This is a genomic window from Prodigiosinella aquatilis, from assembly GCA_030388725.1.
Classification (GTDB): Bacteria; Pseudomonadota; Gammaproteobacteria; order Enterobacterales; family Enterobacteriaceae; genus Prodigiosinella; species Prodigiosinella aquatilis.
This window is the reverse complement of sequence record CP128857.1, coordinates 1,658,340-1,678,790: the sequence shown is the minus strand read 5'-3', so window position 1 is coordinate 1,678,790 and position 20,451 is coordinate 1,658,340. Positions and strand designations below refer to the sequence as shown.

At 54.3% G+C, this 20,451-nt stretch carries 9 protein-coding genes; 8 read left to right on the top strand and 1 reads right to left on the bottom strand.

What is annotated here, in order from left to right; translation table 11 throughout:
• The first annotated feature begins 713 nt into the window (after positions 1–713).
• From PCO85_07790 to PCO85_07755, 8 genes are all read left to right on the top strand, one after another.
• Positions 714–3,785 carry an amino acid adenylation domain-containing protein gene (locus tag PCO85_07790; protein ID WJV55294.1) on the top strand — a complete coding sequence of 1,024 codons (3,072 nt, stop codon included), beginning with the start codon at positions 714–716 and terminating at the stop codon, positions 3,783–3,785.
• A 59-nt stretch (positions 3,786–3,844) separates the two neighbouring features.
• Positions 3,845–5,659 (top strand): non-ribosomal peptide synthetase, encoded by a 1,815-nt coding sequence (locus tag PCO85_07785; protein ID WJV55293.1) that lies wholly within the window; start codon positions 3,845–3,847, stop codon positions 5,657–5,659.
• Complete coding sequence (locus tag PCO85_07780) at positions 5,659–11,139, top strand: beta-ketoacyl synthase N-terminal-like domain-containing protein (GenBank protein ID WJV55292.1); 5,481 nt, start codon at positions 5,659–5,661, stop codon at positions 11,137–11,139. Before PCO85_07785 ends, PCO85_07780 begins: the two co-directional genes overlap by 1 nt.
• Positions 11,140–11,213: 74 nt before the next feature.
• Entirely contained in the window at positions 11,214–15,284 is a 4,071-nt protein-coding gene (locus PCO85_07775; protein WJV55291.1) for an amino acid adenylation domain-containing protein, read from the top strand.
• On the top strand, positions 15,281–16,873 hold the full coding sequence (locus PCO85_07770) for a DHA2 family efflux MFS transporter permease subunit (GenBank protein WJV55290.1): 1,593 nt from the start codon (positions 15,281–15,283) through the stop codon (positions 16,871–16,873). The genes PCO85_07775 and PCO85_07770 overlap by 4 nt, the downstream gene beginning before the upstream one ends.
• 9 nt (positions 16,874–16,882) lie before the next feature.
• Positions 16,883–17,545, top strand: coding sequence for a hypothetical protein (locus tag PCO85_07765; GenBank protein WJV55289.1), 663 nt, complete (start codon positions 16,883–16,885; stop codon positions 17,543–17,545).
• On the top strand, positions 17,526–18,587 hold the full coding sequence (locus tag PCO85_07760; protein WJV55288.1) for an NADP-dependent oxidoreductase: 1,062 nt from the start codon (positions 17,526–17,528) through the stop codon (positions 18,585–18,587). The genes PCO85_07765 and PCO85_07760 overlap by 20 nt, the downstream gene beginning before the upstream one ends.
• 85 nt (positions 18,588–18,672) lie before the next feature.
• Positions 18,673–19,680, top strand: coding sequence for an HlyD family secretion protein (locus PCO85_07755; GenBank protein WJV55287.1), 1,008 nt, complete (start codon positions 18,673–18,675; stop codon positions 19,678–19,680).
• A 120-nt stretch (positions 19,681–19,800) separates the two neighbouring features.
• Here PCO85_07755 and PCO85_07750 read toward each other — a convergent pair whose 3' ends face one another.
• The gene (locus PCO85_07750) at positions 19,801–20,403 is read right to left on the bottom strand and encodes a hypothetical protein (GenBank protein ID WJV55286.1); all 603 of its coding nucleotides are present in this window, start codon (positions 20,401–20,403) and stop codon (positions 19,801–19,803) included.
• Positions 20,404–20,451 lie beyond the last annotated feature (48 nt).

Below are 20,451 nucleotides of genomic sequence, written 5' to 3'. Positions count from 1 at the left end.
CACAGTTATTTTCGCCTTAACAATAAAAATAGCTATAGACATCATATTTCAAGTTACAGATCTATTGGGTATAGAACAATTGATAGGCTCGCCACGAAATATCTTATTCAGGATAACATTACTGGCCATCGTGCCACATTTCATCAACAAAACCGCTTAAATTAAATAACAAACATCTCACAAAATAAGGTTAATTAAAATAAAACAAATTAAAATCAGATAGTTAAATATTTAAAATATAGAAAAGTCTCAAAGTGACACGTAATGATAGTTTTATATTGAAACCATTACAGCTTTTAGCTAGGTTAAATAGCAACCGGGCAACTATATATACCCAGGAATGCCTAAGCGATATTGACGGAGAGTTAAAGATTTATAGAAGAGAGCGACCATCGCTCCCCCTGGTATTAACTCAATTCATTGTTCGGGCAAGAGTCTGTCTAAACAGATTTGAACACATTTTAGAGAGTGGTTGTAGCAAACGAGATTCAGGGATAGATCGCACCATACTATCAACTCACCAACAACTTGAATCGGTTGAATTGATTGGATTGGTTAGAACATAAACACCCTCATTTAAAAATGAGGACAAAATTTTTTTATTTTTATTATTCCTTTGGGTTTTAGTTTTAAATAGCTAGCCACTCTTCTTTTCAAGAATCTTTCCTGACGGGAAGCTGATGATTCCCTATGAATAATTCAGAGGTGAAGATATGGACAGCATAAATTACCTTATTTCTCAAAAAGTCACTTCCATTTCTCTTGCACGGCCGGAGAATACGGCCGTTATTTATGGGTCGAATAAATTAACCTATCGTCAACTTGAGATATACACCACCCGCATTGCACACTATCTGGCTAGCCATTACCCAAAGAACAAGAATGGGAAAATAGCAATTTACCTTGAACCAGGGCTATATTTACCTGTCATTTTACTGTCAATAATGAAAGCCGGTTTTACATATATTCCACTTTCCCACTTTCACCCACTAGAAAGAATTAATACCATTATTGATGACTCCCTATCCTTTTTGATTATTACTACCAAGGATATTTATCAACGCGATAAACTGGTCAAACTAGGGAAAACAACGCTATTCCTGGAAGACCTCATCGTTCTGCCGGAAGGCGCCATCACCGGTAATCTGCCGCAGGTCACCGCCGACGATCTGGCTTACATTCTGTACACTTCAGGTTCGACTGGCATCCCCAAAGGTGTTGCCATTGAACACGGCAACATGCGCTATTACCTGAACTGGTTCAACGAGGATCTGTGGCCGCTCACCCGTGCATGCCTGCCGCTGACCTCCTCCCTAAGCTTCGCTGCGGCGGTCACCCAGCTTTATGCACCATTGCTGCGTGGCGATACACTGTACATTCTTCCCAAAGATATCCTGCATCACTATCCTGATCTGCTGAACTGGTATCAGCAGCACCCTGACGGCGCGCTCTACTGCGTCCCAACCATCTGGGAAGAGCTGCTCAACTATACCCGCCAGCGTCGCGACATCGAATCACTGCGGCTGCCAAAAACGGTGTTCCTGTCTGGCGAGGCCGTATCCAACAATCTCAAGAACCGTACTTTTCGCGAAGTACCCGACATTCGCCTGTTCAACCTGTACGGCCCGACAGAAACCACTGCTAATGGCTCGTTCACTGAACTCTCGCCGCAACGGCCAGTCACCATCGGCAAAGCGTTGCGCGGCAGCGAGTTACTGATTGTGGACGAACAGTGCCAGCCGGTCATACCGGGCAAGGTAGGTGAAGTCTGCATTCTGGGTGATGGAGTGGCTCAAGGTTATATCAACCGCGACGCATTAACCCGCGAGCGATTTTTCACCGTCGAGCGGCAAGGCCGTTCCTATCGGGCGCACCGCACCGGCGATCTGGGCAAAGTGCTTGACGACGGCGAGGTACTTTATCTCGGCCGCTGTGATCGGCAGGTCAAAATCAATGGTATACGCATTGAGCCGGAGGAGATTGAGCAAATACTGCAATGCCATGCAGGTATCGCCAAAGCAGTAGTGCGCTGCGATGACAGCCTGACCACGCCACGACTGATCGCCTATCTGATCGCAGCCGGAGAACGTCTTACCCTGAAAGCGCTGCGTCAATATCTGGCTGAACGGTTGCCCGTCGCGATGATTCCCGGCAGTTTTATCTATCTGGACGCCATTCCCAAGCTGCCCAACGGCAAGCTGGATGTCAAACGTCTGCCGCCGCCATCCCCGCTGCGTCCGGCGCTGCAAACACCTTACGCCACTGCTGCAAATAAGCTGGAACAGGAACTAATCGATATCTGGCAGGAAGTGCTGGGGATTGTCGATCCTGGCGCTAACGACAATTTTTTTGAGCTAGGCGGCAACTCGCTGCAAGTGATGCAAGTGCGCCGGCGTATCCGCCAGCAGTTGTATGCCGATATTGATCATGACTGTTTTTTCGCTAACCCAACACCGCGGGCACTGGCGGGCGTCGTCCCCTATTACTGCAATGACGAGAGTAACAGCGACGATGACAACAATGCTGAGCCCCGTCTATCCTCCCAGCAGCGCTACTTCCTGACGCTGGAACTGCTGAGTGAAAATCCTTGGGCGTATCAGATCTATTTCACCATCGACATACGCGGCGATCTCAATGAAAACGCCATCAACCACAGTTTATCAAGGATCCTGGAGCAGAATGCCATTCTGCGAACCCGCTTCGATCTCGACAGCGGCGACGGCTTCGGCGGTATTGCGCCTGCCGTCAAGGTCACTGTAGCGCGCCGCAAAGTGACCCTGCCCGACGCGCACCCGCTACGGGACAGCGTACTGCTGGAATTAGCGCGCGCCGAACCAGCAGAGTTCGAGCAACTGCCGATAGTGGACTTCCAGCTACTAGAACAAGCGCCACAGCACCACGTTTTACTAGGTAGAGTGCACCACACGCTGTTCGACCACGACGCTATCGCGCCGTTTTTCCACCAGTTCGTCAGCTACTATCGAGCATTTCTTGCTGGTGATACTGCTTACCGGATCAACTCGCCATGGCAGTACGCCGACTACTGTCGCCAGCAGACGTGTGAAGATACACCAGCACGGCACCAACAGGAGCTAGCCTTCTGGCGTCAGACGTTAGCCGGCTATCGCCGTCAAGGCGCATTACCGCCGCAGGCTCTGCGGCCCACCGTGGCCGAGGGACGCAACTATCTGATCACATTGAGCACCGACATCAGCCACCAGCTACGGCATTTTTCCCGCCAACGCCAGGTAACACCGTTCATCACCCTGTTGACGTTGTTCAACCTATTATTACAGCAGCATACAGACTATCAACGGCGTCCCATCGGCATCCCAATCTCGGACCGCACCTCGCAAGACAACGCCGACATCATGGGCTGCTTCGTCAATATGACCAGTTTTTTTATGCCGATCGACAGCGGCGACACGCTAAAAAGCTTGCTGGAACGGTGCAAGAAACAGCTCTTTCCATTACTGGAACATCAGCACTTATCTTATCAGGATGTAGTTAACGCTTTGCGCAATACAGCAGATGAAACGCTGCTGCACTTTTCTATCGGTTTTAATTATCTGACCGCACTACCGGAAAGGGAAAATAGCAACAGCTGTGAATTTAGCGTGAGCGAAATATATCACCAACAGGCAAGACTGGACATGACACTTTTAATTCAGGACGCCGACTGTTTCACGCTTTGTTTTAATTATAACTCGGGTATTTATTCGGAAGAAAATATCAAAAATCTGGCGAGAAAATATTGCGAACTATTATCCGAACTGAGCGCCTGATGATCATGCTCGCATAATCGTTATTGTTGCAAAATTAAAAATGGACAGAGGATCAGATCATGGAATCTGAGAAGACGCTTCACGCACAATTTATTGCGCAGAAAAATAAAACGCCCCACGCCATTGCTCTGAGATCGGATAAATCATTATTAACCTATCAAGAGCTGGATAGACACTCGACGGCGCTGGCGAGTTATCTGCTGGAACAGGGCGTAGTGCCCGGCGATAAAATCGGTGTGTACCTGTACAAGGGTTCCACGCTGGTTATCAGCCTGCTTGGCATCCTGAAAGCAGGCGCCTGTTATGTGCCACTTGACCCGTCTTACCCGCGGGATCGCCTACTGTACATGGTGCGCCACGCCGATGCTCGGGTCATCATCACCGAAACCGCTCTTGCCGCCAATCTGGAGGAAAACGAACGCCGTCTGATGGACATCTCCGCGCTGGATCTGGACGCACCCTACGCCCCGGACTTACCACAGGTTGATGACAACGCGCTCTGCTATGTGATGTACACCTCCGGCTCTACCGGCCAGCCGAAAGGCGTTATGGTCAGGCACCGCACCGTCGTGAACTATCTGTTGTGGATGCAGGATGCCTTCGCACTTACGCCGCAGGATGTGGTACTAAACCAGTCTACGTTCAGCTTCGACGTGTCAGTATGGGAGATCTTCTGGCCGTTGATTATCGGCGCCAGCTGTGCGCTGATCGCCGACGACATGAAATATGACCCGGCGCTGCTGGCAGACTTCATGCAACAACATCAGGTTACCGTGGCCCAGTTTGTACCCACTGCGCTGCGCGTCATTGCCGCAGCGCAAGTGCTACCTTCCTGTCCCCGGCTTCAGCACCTTTTCTCCGGCGGTGAAGCACTAGACCAACAGTTGGTGAACGATCTATCTGCTCAGTTTAGTGGACATATTCACAACCTGTACGGGCCAACGGAAGCCACTATCTTTATCTGCCACTGGCTATGCCAACCGGGGGCAGATCTCACCATCGTGCCCATCGGTACGCCAATCCCCCACGCCCGTGCCTACGTGTTGGATGAGCATCGTCAACCACTGCCGCCGGGGGAAGCAGGCGAACTGTATCTGGCTGGCGACACCCTGGCGCTTGGCTATCTCAACGCGCCAGAACAGACCCAGGCCAGCTTTGTGCCTGATCCGTTTGTATCTGATAGTGCTGATCGCATGTATAAAACCGGTGATATCGTCCGGGCGCGGATGGATGGCGTGCTGGAGTTCATCGGCCGCGTCGACAGCCAGGTCAAACTGCGTGGTCACCGGGTTGAACTCAACGAAATCGAAGCCACTCTGCGCACCTTCAGCAAGTTGGCTAATGTGGTGGTGGCGCTGGAAACCGCTCAGGATACCCAGTCCCAAACATTAAACGCATTCTACGTTCTGCGGGAAAATGAAACGACCCATAACCAGGAATTAAAGGCGCACTTATCCAAATACCTGCCGTTTTATATGGTGCCATCCCACTTTATTGAGCTGAAAAAAATACCCACGTTGCCAAACGGCAAAGTGGATAACGCTCATTTACGTCATTACCTTAAAAAAGGCGGAGGAAATATGTCTGAAAAGACCACAGCTCTCGGTAACGGTATTGAAACCGAGATTATAAAAATATGGAAACAGGTATTGGAGAATCAAAAACTTTCCGTACATGAAAACTTTTTTGATGCCGGCGGTAATTCATTATTGATGTCGAAAGTCCACAGGGAAATAAAAAAACACCTGGGAATTCCCATTTCAATTATGGAGCTGTTCCAGTACCCGACGGTAAAAACGTTGAGCAGCCATATTTCTAAAAAACACGCCAGCATCGCGGCCAGCCTGAAAACAGCTAAACAAGGAAGAGAATAATGGATAATCGTACCACTCTACGCGACAAGGATATCGCCATCATCGGCATGGCAGGCCGTTTTCCTGGCGCCAATGATGTCAATGCCTACTGGCGTAACCTGCTGGATGGTCTGGAAACCATCAGTGCCTTCAGCGAAGAAGAACTGCGTGCTTCTGGCGTAGACGAGGAACAGATCGCTTCCCCCAACTATATCCGCCGCCGCGGTATTTTGGGTAACGCACAACACTTTGACGCCAATTTTTTCGACATCACGCCACGCGACGCTGAGATCATGGATCCCCAGCACCGCATCTTTCTGGAGTGCAGCTGGCACGCCTTTGAAGATGCCGGCTACGTGCCGTCCACCTATCCAGGCAAGGTCGGAGTATTTGGCGGTACCGGCACTGCCTGGCACCTCAACAAAGTGAACACCCACCCAGAGGTACAGAAGTACGCCAGCGGCGCATCTGTCGTCACCAACAACGATAAGGATTACGTCACCACCCGCGTCTCCTATAAACTAAATCTGAAAGGCCCGAGCGTTAACGTACAGAGCGCCTGCTCCACCGCGATGGTGGCCGTGGTCATGGGTATCAACAGCCTGCTAAATGGCGAAAGCGATCTGATTGTCGCCGGTGGCGTATCCATCGATACACCGGAACGTCGTGGTTATCAGTACATGCAGGGCGGAATGGAATCCGCCGACGGTCGCTGCTATGCCTTCGACGCCCGCGCTAACGGCACCGTATTCAGCCGCGGCGTCGGCGTGGTGATTCTCAAGCGTCTGAAAGATGCCCAGCGAGACGGCGACCACATCTACGCCGTGCTGAAAGGTGGCGCCATCAACAACGACGGTAGCTTGAAAGCAGGCTACACCGCACCGGGCATCGCCGGTCAGATCTCTGTCGTCAAAGCAGCGCTGGCCCGCGCCGAAGTAGACCCGGGCACTATCAGTTTTGTGGAAGCCCACGGCACTGCCACAGCGTTGGGCGATCCTATTGAATTCAGCTCCCTGAGCCAGACCTTTCAGGAATACACTGACAAAACCCAATATTGCCGATTGGGATCAGTCAAGACCAACATCGGTCACACCGACGCGGCCTCTGGCGCCGCTAGCCTGATCAAAGCCTCGTTGGCGCTGAAAAACGGCGTACTGCCGGCGTCGCTGCACTATCAGTCACCAAACCCTAACATCGACTTTGAAAACAGCCCGTTCATCATGAACACTGAAACACACAGGTTGACGGCTGACGGCTCGCCGCTCCGGGCGTTAGTCAACTCGTTCGGCGTCGGCGGTACCAACGCCTGTGTTATTTTGGAAACTCCACCGGACGTAGCTATCAGCGATAGCACCGATGGTTATCTGGTGTTCCCCTTCTCCGCCAAAACACCCTCCGCGCTGGAAAACATGCGCGAAAATCTGAAGCAGTACCTGCAACAACACGAAGACGCTAACCTGGCAGATGTGGCCTACACCCTGCAAGTGGGACGCCAGCACCTGACACACAGCTGCTGCACAGTGGCGCGCGATCGCGACACACTGCTCAGTCGACTGTCGCAATCTGCCAGCGTCATCCCGCAGTTCAGCAAGAACAATAAGTCGGTGGTGTTCATGTTCCCTGGACAGGGCAACCAATACATCAACATGGCGCGCGAGCTATACGACACCTATCCGACGTTTCGCGACGCACTGGATCGCTGCTGTGCTTACCTACAGGACATCCTTGGCTGCAACTTGCTTGACATCATTTTCCAGAGCGACGACAGCACGGAAAAAGCGCGCATCAATGAAACCCAATACACCCAACCAGCGCTATTCGTGGTGGAATACAGCCTGGCTCAGCTATGGCTGTCATGGGATGTGAAGCCGGACATGATGATCGGCCACAGTGTCGGCGAATATGTGGCAGCCTGTATCGCTGGCGTATTCTCGCTAGAAGATGCGCTCACCGCAGTGGCGCTGCGCGGCAAATTGGTACAGCAACTGCCAGCTGGCGCCATGCTGGCAGTACTGATGGAAGAAGAAGCACTACATGAGCGCCTGCAAGGTACCAAGTTGGAGCTCGCCGCCGCCAACTATCCGGGCCTGTGCGTTATCGCTGGCGAGCTGGATGAGATCGAAATATTCCAGAATGCACTGGAAGACGACGACATTTTCTGCAAACACCTGGATACCTCTCACGCGTTCCACTCCTACATGATGGAGCCGATATTGGACGACTTCCGTAAAGTGATCGAAAAAATCACCTTCCACGCGCCCACCATTCCATTCGTCTCTACCCTGACTGGAGACTGGATCACTGACAGCCAGGCCCAGGATCGCGACTACTGGGTCAAACACGTGCGACAGCCGGTGCTGTTTACCCATGCCTTCAAAACGCTGATTGCCGAAGAGCATCACGATTTCGTCTTCCTGGAAGTCGGCCCCGGCCGCTCACTGGAGTCCGCCGCCAAACAGCACATCAAAGCGGTTGAGAATCCATCCATCTTCGCTTCGCTGCCTACCGCCAGGGATGTGGCTCTCAGCGGCGAACAGTTGCTGACCACACTCGGCAACCTGTGGTGCAGCGGTGTCGCCATCGACTGGTCCCGCTACTACGCCGGCCAGCGTCGCCTGCGACTATCACTGCCGGGCTATCCGTTCGAACGCAAAGAATTCAAACTACCGGCAATACGACAGGACGCCCAGGGCGGACTGAACAACCGCTTGCTCAATACCCGTAAGCGCAAACAGGCGGACGTCGGCAACTGGTTCTACATGCCCACTTGGCGACGCACCATCCCGGCGAAATACATGGCCGGCAAGCGCCCCGACCGCGACAATGACTGTTGGCTGATTTTTGCCGATGACCACGGCATCGCCGATGAAATGCGCGCGCAACTGACCAATGACGGCTATCAGGTGATGACGGTTACCGCTGGCGGTCGCTATCAGGAACGGGACAACGCGTTCGTCATCAATCCCGACGACAGCGCCGATTACATCGCACTGCTCAGAAGTGTCAAAAAGAGCGGTCGCCGCCCGAATCGCATCCTGCATCTGTGGAATCTGTCGGATAGTACCGCCGCCCCCCGCTTCGTTGATCGTTACCATGATTTCCAGGTCAATGCGTTTTACAGCCCACTGTACCTGCAACAAGCACTGGTTGGTGAAAATCTGCTGGAAGGCCTGCACCTGCTGTTCGCCGCCAACAACATCTTCAGCGTGGCGGATGAAACCATCCGTGCGCCAGAGAAAGCACTGCTTACTGGCCCGGCACGGGTGTTCTACCACGAATACCCGGAAGTGCACTGCCATCTGGTGGATGTCGATCTCGACGCGCCACGCACTGAAGTGGCCCGCCTGCTGATCGACGAAAGCCACATCGCCACCGACGGCAATCTGATCGCCATCCGCCGCCACAACCGCTGGGAAGAGGATTACCAGCAAGTTCCGCTGGCTCATGACGACAGCGGTAAACCGATCGCTATCCGCGACGACGGCGTCTATCTGATTACCGGCGGACTGGGTGGGCTGGGTATGCTGCTAGCCAGCTATCTGTCCGATATCAGCAACGCCTCACTCATTCTGACTTACCGCACGGCGCTGCCACCGCGCGAAGCGTGGCAGCAGTGGCTACAACAACACCCGGTAGATGATTACACCAGCGAAAAAATCGCCGGGATTCTGAGACTGGAACAGCACGGCAATCAGGTCCACCTACTGAATGTAGACGTGTGCGACTACGAGGGTATGAAGGCCGGACTGTCTGCTTTCCCACATATTAACGGCGTGTTCCACACCGCCGGTATCGCCGGTGGCGGTATCATCCCACTGAAGAATGCCGCCGACTGCGCTGGCGTGCTGGATCCGAAGGTCATCGGTTCACTGATTCTGGACGAATTGCTGTCCGACCAGGCGCCGGAATTTTTCATTCTGTTCTCGTCGATCACCTCCATCGTCGGCGACATCGCACGTATCGACTACTGCTCCGGCAATGCTTTCATGGACGTGTTCTCCCACTACCGCAACCAGCTCCGCCCAGGCCATACCGTCTCTATCAACTGGGGCAAATGGGGTGACATCGGCATGGCGGTGCGTTGGACCAAACAGCTCATCGAAAAGAAGAAAAACAGCAAGATCAATACATTTGAAGAACGTACCGGTGATTTGCTGACGCTGATTGAAAGCGCAGGCGCGCAGGAGACGTTCCGCATCAATTTGTCAGTCAATCAGGACTGGGTGATCGACGAACACCAACTGTCGCACACCCCAGCGCTGGTAGGGACCACTATCCTTTCAATGCTGTACGAATACCTGACCGTGTTCAAACCACATGAGGATCTACAGGTCAAGAGCCTGATGCTGACCACACCGGTAATCTACCATCACGCCTGGCCACGGGAGATGCGGCTGTTCGTCACTGATGAGGGCAACGGTTACAAATTTAGTCTAAAGAGTCGCGGCCTGCTGGAACTGGATTGGCAGGAGCACGCGCTGGGCAACATCCGCCACAGCGATGAAGTAGAGACACATTACGCCACTGCGGAAACACTGCGCCAGCGTTGTAGTACCCTCTACCCGCACCAGCCGATGGCACTTCACATCGGCAGCGCTACCACTGGCGAGGAGTTCCTTACCTTTGGCAAACGCTGGGACAACCACTGCGAACTACGACAGAATGGCACCGAATGGCTGATCCACAAGGTATTGCCGGAAACGTTCAGTACCGACCTACAACGCTATGCGTTCCACCCAGCGATGATCGACTCGGCGGCCATTACCTGTCTGATACACTTCACGCAAGACAACTTTCTGCCCATCAGCTATGGCCGGATTACCTTCCACGCACCGCTGGGACAGACATGTTACGTGCATCTTCAGTTGCATCGACCTTATCAGTTGCAGGATAGCTCCATCGTTATGGACATCGTGTTCTTCAGCGAGCAGGGCGAACGCCTGCTGACGCTGGAAAACTACACCTTGCTCAAAATGACGCAGGGCAACCAGGTGGTCGACTCTCAGACCAAACAGGCCGACGCAGTCAAAGTAAATCTACGCGATAAAGATATCCTGTTTTCTGAAGGCCTCGACGCCATCAAACGCCAACTGGCACATCTGGAATTCCCTCAGTTGGTGGTGGTGACCAGCGATTTACATCAGTTGATCTACGAAGCCATCCCCGAACAAGAAGAGGAGAACACGGAAGAGGATACCGCTGACGTCACCGACGCTCACTCTCGTCCAGTGCTATCAGTGGAATATGTCGCGCCGGAAAACGATATCGAGAAGGAAATCGCCAGGGTGTGGCAGTCCACCCTGGGCATCTCCGGCATCGGCGTGATCGACAGCTTCACCGAGCTGGGCGGTAACTCCCTGCTGGCGGTGCAGGTAGTGTCAATCGTGTCCGGCATTTTCGAGATCGATATCCGCGTTGACCTGTTCTATCAGGATCAGACCATCAAAGGCATGGCCAATCTGATCGTCAAAGAACTGGAAGGCGTGCTGGAAGGCGAGTAAGTCAGCACCGCGCCATGGCTCCAGTACGGAGCCATGGCCGTACCCGCGGTGTCACCGAAATAAAGGGATAGTATATGACCAATAAAAGCGCGGCCATCCTCTCGTTGAGTCTGGATGAACTGAAAAAACTGGCTCAGAAGAAAAAATCACGGCCTGCCAGTCAGGGCGGAGACGGTATTCAGCGCTGTACGGACCCCACCCGTAGGCAGTTTCCGCTGACCAGTGCCCAGAAAAGTTTCTGGATGCTCGATCAGTACCTCGAAGACAAACGAGCCTACAATAACCCCTACGCCGTTATCTGCCGCGTCGACCACGAATTCAATCCAGATCGGGCGCGTCAGGCGCTAACGTTTCTGGCCCGAAAGCACAGTATCTTGCGTACCACCTTTCAGGTGGTGAACGGCGAAATCATGCAGTGCGTATCGGACAATATCCGTTTCGATTTCGTTTATGAAAATATCGTCGCCATGCCGCAGGACGAAAAGCAGCAGCGTATCAAACAGCAGGCGCGTGACGAAGGCTGCCGGGATTTCGATCTGGCCCGCGGGCCACTCTCTCACTGGCGCATCGTCAAAACCAACCATAACGAATACGTGCTGATGCTAACCTTCCACCACATCATTTCCGATGGCTGGACCGTGAACCTGTTTTTCAAGGAGTTCATGGAAATATACTTCCAGTTGGAAAACAACATGACGCCGGCGGTGGACAATTTTCTGCAGTTTACCGACTACGCGTTGGCGGAAAGTCAGTGGCAGACCAACGGCCACTATGACCAAGGACTGGCGTACTGGAAAAACAAGCTGGACGGTGTTCAGGGCATTCTGGATATCGTCACCGACGCGCCGCGGCCACCCAAAATGAGCTCGGCTGGCAGTCTCGTTAGCCAACGACTGGATCCCGTCACCCGGGAAACGCTCAATACGTTATGCAGTCACCATAACGTCACGCTATTTCACGCTCTGCTGACGGCCTGGCAGGCCCTGCTGTACCTCTACAGCGGCCAGCAGGAGATCATCATCGGTATTCCTTTCGCCAATCGTAACCACCCGACGACTCGGGAACTAATGGGGCTGTTTATGAACACCCTGCCGCTGTGTGCCAACATCCGGCCAGAGTCCCGACTAGTAGACATGCTGTCTCAAGCAAAGGAGGAGAGCGAACAGGCGATGCGCCATCAAGACGTGCCATTCAACATGATCATCGAACACATCAGTTTCGGCCGTTCGCCACAGGTCAATCCGCTGTTTCAGGCCATGCTGACCTATCAGGTATTCCCGCATTTCCACAACAACACACTGTTCACTATCGAACCCCTGAAAGTGGACTACGGCGTTTCGAAAACCGATCTCAATCTGTGGGTAGAAGAAGACAACGGCATGCTGCTGCTGACGCTCTACTACAACCCGGTAATCTTCCGCCAAAACACTGCCGAACAGATGTTAGAACATTTCCAGCGCATCCTGCGGCAGTTCATTGCCGACCCAGAGATCACTGTCGCGCAGATCTCGCTGCTGAGCGAACAAGAACGGCACCAACGCCAGGCCGAGTGTCAACCACAGCCCCCGTGCGCCGTCGAACCGGTACACCGGCAGTTTGCCCATATCGCCAGCGATTACCCGCAGCAGCCGGCAGTACGCTGCGACAATCGGGAAATGAGCTACCAAGCCACGGCGCAGCTGGCGGAGCAACTGGCGCAGCGGCTGCTGGCTGCTGGTCTAGAGCCGGGAGAAGCGGTCGGTCTTTACATGAAGAAAGGCGTCGACTACGTCGTTGCGATAATGGCGATCCTGAGCGCTGGCGGCTGCTATCTACCGCTGGATATTACTCTGCCGTGGGAGCGGGTGGATTATATCATCGCCGACGCCGCTGTACGGATGGTGCTGACGGATGCCGACGATATCGCCATCGACGGCGTCGCCTGCCTGAACATGCGCACAGCGGGCGTTGACACCGCTACCCGGCGGCCATTACCCGAGCCAACGCCGGACTCCCCCGCCTACATCATCTATACCTCCGGCAGCACCGGCGTTCCCAAAGGAGTACGGGTCAACCACGCCCAGCTCGCCTGCTACTGCAATAGTGCCCGTCAGGTACTACAACAGCCGATGGGCGCCCGCTACGGTATGTTTTCCTCCTTCACCACCGATCTGGCGCACACCATGCTGTTCCCCGCGCTAACCAGCGGCGGCTGTCTGGAGATCATCAGCGACCAGCAGTTACAGGATCCGGCCCGCTTGATGGCAGCGCTGACGCAGCATCCGCTCAACTGTATGAAGATCACCCCCTCCCACCTCGGCGCGCTGCTGGCGTCAGATCTGGCCGGCGTCCTGCTGCCGACCTCACTGCTAGTGCTGGGCGGCGAGCGAGCGCCTTGGTCGCTGATCGAACGGCTAAGGCAGCTCAACGCCCGCTGCCGCATCCTGAACCACTATGGCCCGACCGAGTGCACTGTCGGCGTCGCCACCTGGGAAGTGATGCCAGATACGCAATTGCCGGAAGGCAGCTACCTGCCGATCGGTAAACCGTTCCCCGGCGTACACCTGTTGATTCTGGACAGCCAGCACCAGCTGGTGCCGGACGGTCTGCCCGGCGAAATACACATCGGCGGCGCTCACCTCTCCGCCGGCTACATTGGTAATCAGGCAGGGAAAAACGCCGCGGCGTTCATTCCACATCCGCTGTGCGCCGGTGAACGACTCTATCGCACTGGCGATAAAGGACGACGTCTGCCGGATGGTAACGTGGAATTCCTCGGACGCATCGACCGTCAGGTGAAAATTCGCGGTTTTCGGGTAGAACTGACGGAAATCGAACAAATTCTTCATCAGTGTCCCGGCGTGACGCTGGCAGCGGCCGCCCTACAGCCGATCAGTGCTAACGAACACCGACTGCTGGTCTTTCTGGTCGGCATCGCCCCGGCGCAGCGCGATGCAGTCAAAGACACCGCCCGCGCCCGACTGCCCCACTATATGCATCCAGATCGTTGGGTATGGCTCGACAGTATGCCATTGACTGCCAGCGGTAAGATCAACTACACCGCACTCACCACCATGACACTGCCGATCGGCAGTAGCGAACGACGACCACGCAGTGAAACCGAACACCAGTTGCATCACCTCTATGCCAGCGTGTTGGATCTGAACGAGGTCGATATCGACGACAGTTTCTTCCAACTGGGCGGCAACTCCATCAACGCACTAAAACTGGTGATGCAGGTCAACCAGCAGTTCGGCATATCCTTATCTCTGGGGCAGTTACTGGAACACAGCAGCATCCACCAGTTGGCGCAATTACTGGAACAGCTCGGCCCGCAGCAGGCACTCACCTCACTAGTGGAGCTCAACCGGGGCCATGATGACCAGCCAACGTTCCTGATGGTGCACCCGGCGGGCGGCAACGTACTCTGCTACTATCCGATGGTGCAGGCGTTAGGTTCCCGCTATCCGGTGTATGGCGTTCAGGTGGCAGATTTCAGCCAGGCGCACGACTACGACCGTGATATCACGTCACTAGCAGCGTTCTATCTACAACACGTCGGCCACATCGCTCGCCGGCCAAAACTCATCATCGGTGGCTGGTCGCTGGGTGCTACCATCGCGTTGGAGATGGGCCAGCAGATCGCCAGAAGTACCGGTCAAGCACCGACGCTGCTGGTATTTGATCAGCCGGCGCCGCAAGTGCGGGTCGACTACGCCGACACCATGAGCGACAGCGACCGTCTGGCCTACTTTGCCAGCAAGGTCGCGCTGTTCACCGGCACCCGTTTTGATATTTCCGGCGAGAAGCTATCCGCCATGAGCGAGGATGATCGGACACGGCTGTTCCTGACGGAGTTCCGTCGGGCGCGACTGGTACCCTCCACGCTCAGCTTCGAGAACTTCCAGCACTTTCTGGTAATCCTATGGGCACACATCAACGCCAGCGACAGCTACCCAGGCGCATCCTACGCTGGGCCGATCCTGGTAGCGGAAGCTCAAGAGATCCTGACAGGGCGGATACGCCTGCCAGAACCGGGACTGGGCTGGCAGCGGCTGACAGATCGACCGCTGACCGTAGTGCCGGCGCAAGGAAACCACATCACCATGATGAACGAACCGCATATCGTTGAACTGATTCAACGGATCAAACAGGTGCTGGCATGAGTGGAACGAGCGCGATGAACAGCCCGGGGGCTACGGCGGCAGCCGCCGCTCCCGCCGTCTCCGCCCGCAACTGGTGTGCCATTATCGGTGGTTTGATCGGCGGCTTCATGGCCATTCTCGATATCCAGATCACCAACTCGTCGATGAAAGTGATTCAGGGTGCGCTGTCCGCCACGCTGGGCGACAGTTCATGGCTGATGACCGCCTACTTTACCGCTGAAATCGTCGCCATCCCGCTGTGTGGCTGGCTGTCGCAAGCGTTGGGTACCAGCCGTTACGCACTATGGTGCATCGTGAGCTTTCTGGCGGCATCATTGCTCTGTTCGTTCGCCTGGAATCTCGACTCGATGATTATTTTCCGGGCATTACAGGGGTTTAGCGGTGGTGCGCTGATTCCGATCGCCTTCCGGCTGATTATTGAGATCCTGCCCAAAGAGAAGCGGCCGTTCGGCATGTCGTTGTTCAGCATCATCAGCACCTTTGCACCAGCAATTGGACCGGCGATGGGCGGCTGGCTAACCGACTCCTTCTCCTGGCACGCCATTTTCTACATCAATGCCGTACCGGCGTTGTTGGCCTTCGGGCTTATCAGTTACGGCCTGAAACACCCGCCGATCCGCTGGCAGGTGATCCGCGACGGCGATTACACCGGCATCGTCACCGGCATGTTATGGCTCGGTACACTGGAAGTGATCCTGGAAGAGGGGCGTAACAAGGGTTGGCTGGAATCTGACCTTATCTGCACGCTTGCAGTGATCTCGACCCTGTCATTCCTATGGTTTCTTTACGACCAACTGGTTCACCCGCGACCGCTAGTCAATATTCGCATGTTCCGGGACTCCGCCTTCGCCTACGCCACCGTAATTTTTGCCATGCTGGGCGTTGCCATATACGGCACGCTGTTTCTGGTGCCCTATTATCTGACCATGATCCACGACTACAATGCGTCGCAGATCGGTAATGTGGTGATCTGGATGGGACTGCCACAATTGGCGATCCTACCGTTCATTCCGTGGCTGCTGCAACGGGTAAATCCTAAATATATGATTTTTATAGGCTTCTTTGGCCTTGCTATTAGCGCTTTCATGAACTGTCACATGGATAGCAACTTCGCAGGACCGGAAATGAAGCTGTCGTTGCTGATCCGGGCTCTGGGCCAGCCGTTCATCATGGTGCCACTCTCCATCATTGCCACCCGCAACGTACAGGCGCAGGACAGTGCGTCATCGGCGGTACTGATCAATATTTTCCGTAGTATCGGTGGCTCGTGCGGCACGGCGATCCTGACCACCGTATTTGCCGACCATGCCCGGATACATGCCGCGCAGATCCAGTCGGCAATGGCCTCCGGAAGCGACGCCTTCACCCGCTATCTGAGCAGTATCAAAATCCTGCTGGCGGGCCATGGCAGCGTAACCAACAGCCTGCACGTAGAGAAGACGGCCTATTCCATTCTGGCCAACAACATCAAGATTCAGGCGGAAGTGATCTCATTCAATGACATGTTCTTCATCATGGGCGGTATGATGCTGGCAACCGCGTTTCTAGCGTTATTTGCCACACGAAATTTCCAGCTGTTTCATCATTGAGGAAATATAGTGCAACAGAGAAACTCACTCACTTTCTGGCGCTATCTAAGCTCTCGCGCCGCGCTGCTGAACATCATCATTCCGCTGGCGCTGTACAACGGCGCACTCTACTTCTCCGGCGCTGGCATGGCGCTGCTGGTCAGCGCCATCTGGGCTGGCGTTCTCGCCGTGCTGAGCGGCGATCGTCAGGCGACACTGTCGGTGGCACTGATGATCCTGCTGTCCGGCGCCAGCCACTATGTGTTCCTGCTCCATCCGGCATGGCTACCCATCCAGCGAGAGGCGGTATTTCTGGCACTGAGCGGCGCCCTGACCGTCACCGTGGTGTTTCTCTGCTACTCGCTGCGTGGCCGCCCCATCGTGCGCACACTGGCGGAACAGGCGATACCAACGCTTACCACGCTGTCAGTGTATGGCACGCCAGCCTACGCCCGCGTCTGGCAGGAAGTGTCGCTGGCGTGGGTGACGGTTTATCTGCTCAAGGCCACGCTGATATACGGGCTCTATCGCCTAACCAGCACGTGGCTGGATGCTTTTCTGCTGCTCGCTGGCTGGCCGCTGACGCTGGCGATGATTTTTTTCAGTTTCCGCTGGCCGCGTTATCGCTGGCGAGCGATAGCCAAACAGCGTAACGCCCTTGCCGGGCAGCCAGATGGCACCGAATCAAAATAACTCACAGGACTATGAGGACGCTATGACCCACTATGAAAATAAGGCCGTTGTACTGGCCAGACACCCTGAAGGTGCTCTACAAATCAGCGATTTTCGCATGGAAGCAAGGTCGGTAAGAGCACTGGAGCCGGGTGAGTTTCTTATCGCCAACCACTGGCTCTCCATCGACCCTTACACCCGGCCGCGATTGAATCGGCACACGGACTACGTCAGCCCCATCGGGCTTGGCGAAATCATTTCGGGAGAAACGGTGGGGGTAGTGGTGGCATCCCGCACCCCGCACTATCAGGAAGGCGATAAGGTCTTCGCCTATTCCGGCTGGCAGCAATATCACATCACCAACGATCAAGACTTCATCGTTCACAAGCTGCCGCCCACCGATCTGCCAGACACCGTATTTCTCAACACCGTCGGTACGCCGGGACGTTCCGCCTATTTCGGAATGATGCGCATCGCCAAACCGCGTGCCGGCGAAGTGTTGGTAGTCTCCGCCGCCTCCGGTGCCGTAGGTTCGATAGTGGGACAAATGGGCAAAATGGCTGGTTGTCGGGTAGTGGGTATCGCCGGCAGCGCAGAAAAATGCCGCTATGTGGTGGAAGAGCTGGGATTCGACGCCTGTGTTAACTATCGCGATGACGACCTGAAGAAACAACTGCGTCACGCCTGCCCGGATGGCGTGGATATCTACTTTGAAAACGTCGGCGGCCGCATCTCTATGCTGGTGGCACAATTGCTCAACGAAGGCGCACGGGTACCAATCTGCGGTAACGCCGCTCAATACGACAAGGGTACTGATGTCAACGTTTCCAGCCCAACGGCGTTTTTTTCCTCCTTGCCGGATGCGCCGACCAACCGCTTCTTTCTAGTAACCGAGTGGTTCAAGGACTACCCAGAATCCGACATGTGGCTGCTTAAAGCGCTGAGTGAAGGGAAACTCAAATATCGGGAAACCCTGATTGACGGGCTGGAAAACGCACCGCAGGCGTTTGTCGACCTGTTGAACGCCAGACATTTCGGCAAGCAAATCATCAAAATCGTGTGATCCAACTGGCCGGGAAGCACCTCGAACATCGATTCCCGGCTAATTTGCAACACCTGGAATTACAATTCTTTGTAACAGGGACACTATGAAATACTTCAAGAAAATCATTCTGCCGCTGCTGGTAGTCCTACTAGTAGCGGGTTACCTGTACTGGCTGCTGTACTGGCGTTATTTCCAGACCACAGATAACGCCTACACCCAAAACGACATCACCAATATCAGCGCTCGCATCAGCGCCCAGGTGATGCACTCCTTTATTCAAGACAACCGTGAAGTGAGGCAGGGGCAGTTGCTCGCTATCCTCGACGATCGCGCCTACAAAGTCGCGGTTCTGAAGGCTGAAGCTGACGTCGCACAGATGGAGGCGGCGCTGGCCAACTCCCGGGCCAGTTACGAGATGCAGAAAAGCATCATCAACGAATACAACGACAGCCTGCGTTCAGAGCAGGCCAGCGAGAAATATGCCCACCAGCAGATGCTGCGTTACCGTCAGCTTAGCGCTAATCGCTACGTCTCGGCAGGGGACATGGACAACGCCGACTCTACCTACAATGTCGAAGCGGCCAAAGTGGCGCAGGCGCAGTCAAGCCTACAGACTCAGAAGGCCAAACTACCTGTACTGCAAACCGCCATCGAACAGGCCGAAGCCGACCTGAAGCAGGCGCAGGCCAGCCTGGAAGCGGCAAAGTTGGAGCTCACCTACACCCGCATTACCGCCCCGATTGACGGCGTGATTGGCAACCGCAGCTTGCAGGTGGGCATGCTGCTCCAGGCCGGGCAAACGATCGCCAGCATCGTCGCCGACCAAAGACCGTGGGTCATTGCCAACTTCAAGGAAACGCAAAAAGGGGACATGAAGGCTGGTCAGCCGGTAGAGATCACCATCGACAGCTATCCGGGACAGGTATTCCACGGCCACATCGACAGCCTCTCCCCCGCCACCGGTTCTATTTTCGCGCTGCTACCAGCGGACAACGCCACCGGCAACTTCACCAAAGTGGTACAGCGCATCCCAGTGAAAATTGTGTTCGATACGCCGGTGAATATCGCCAGCGGCCTTTCCAGTGAGATCACGGTGGATACCCGCCGGTAACGGTTCAAACATACCCGCGATACACAGGCGGCATTTCGTTATACGTCGCCGGTTATGCCCTCCCCGGCTGATCCGGCGCATGGTTCCCGCGGTATCTTCACCGCCGCAGACCGGCAAGATTCAATGCAAACCATACTGACGCAACAAGCCAGCCAACCGAGGATTACCACGAAACAGCAGTCGTCGATCAGACAGAATGAGTTGTACCTTGGTGAACAGTTCCCAGTCATTAACGACTCCCAGCTTCACCATCGCTGAGCGCTTATAACGACTCAGATCCTTGATACTCCAGCATGTCAACGCATGTGCTTCAGAAATGGTCATCTCGAGGGAAAAAAGCATCAACACAAACTGTTCTTTATAATTCAGCAAATGCCAGAGATGCTCCGTTCTCGGGTCCCCCTGACTGTCCATCAATGCCAGCGTCTGACGCATACAGCAGGTGAGCTCGTCACACGGCATTTTGATATCAATAAAATAGGGCGCACCAGAACATACGCCATGTAACACCCGCCAAACTTTATCGTCACCAATAACAATCATGCGCTTTTTTTTAGTATGTTTTATTTTTATATAATCACTCATCCCCAATGCACTGCTATCGCAAAAATACACAAAAGTATTATCAGGAATAATGAGTTTCTCTATCATTGACATGGCTGCTATTTTCATAAAACCATTTCGAGATAAAACATTAATTCGGGTATTTTCATGTATTGCCATAATATCCTCCCTGGACAAATACATTTCTTATAAAAAATACAACATTTC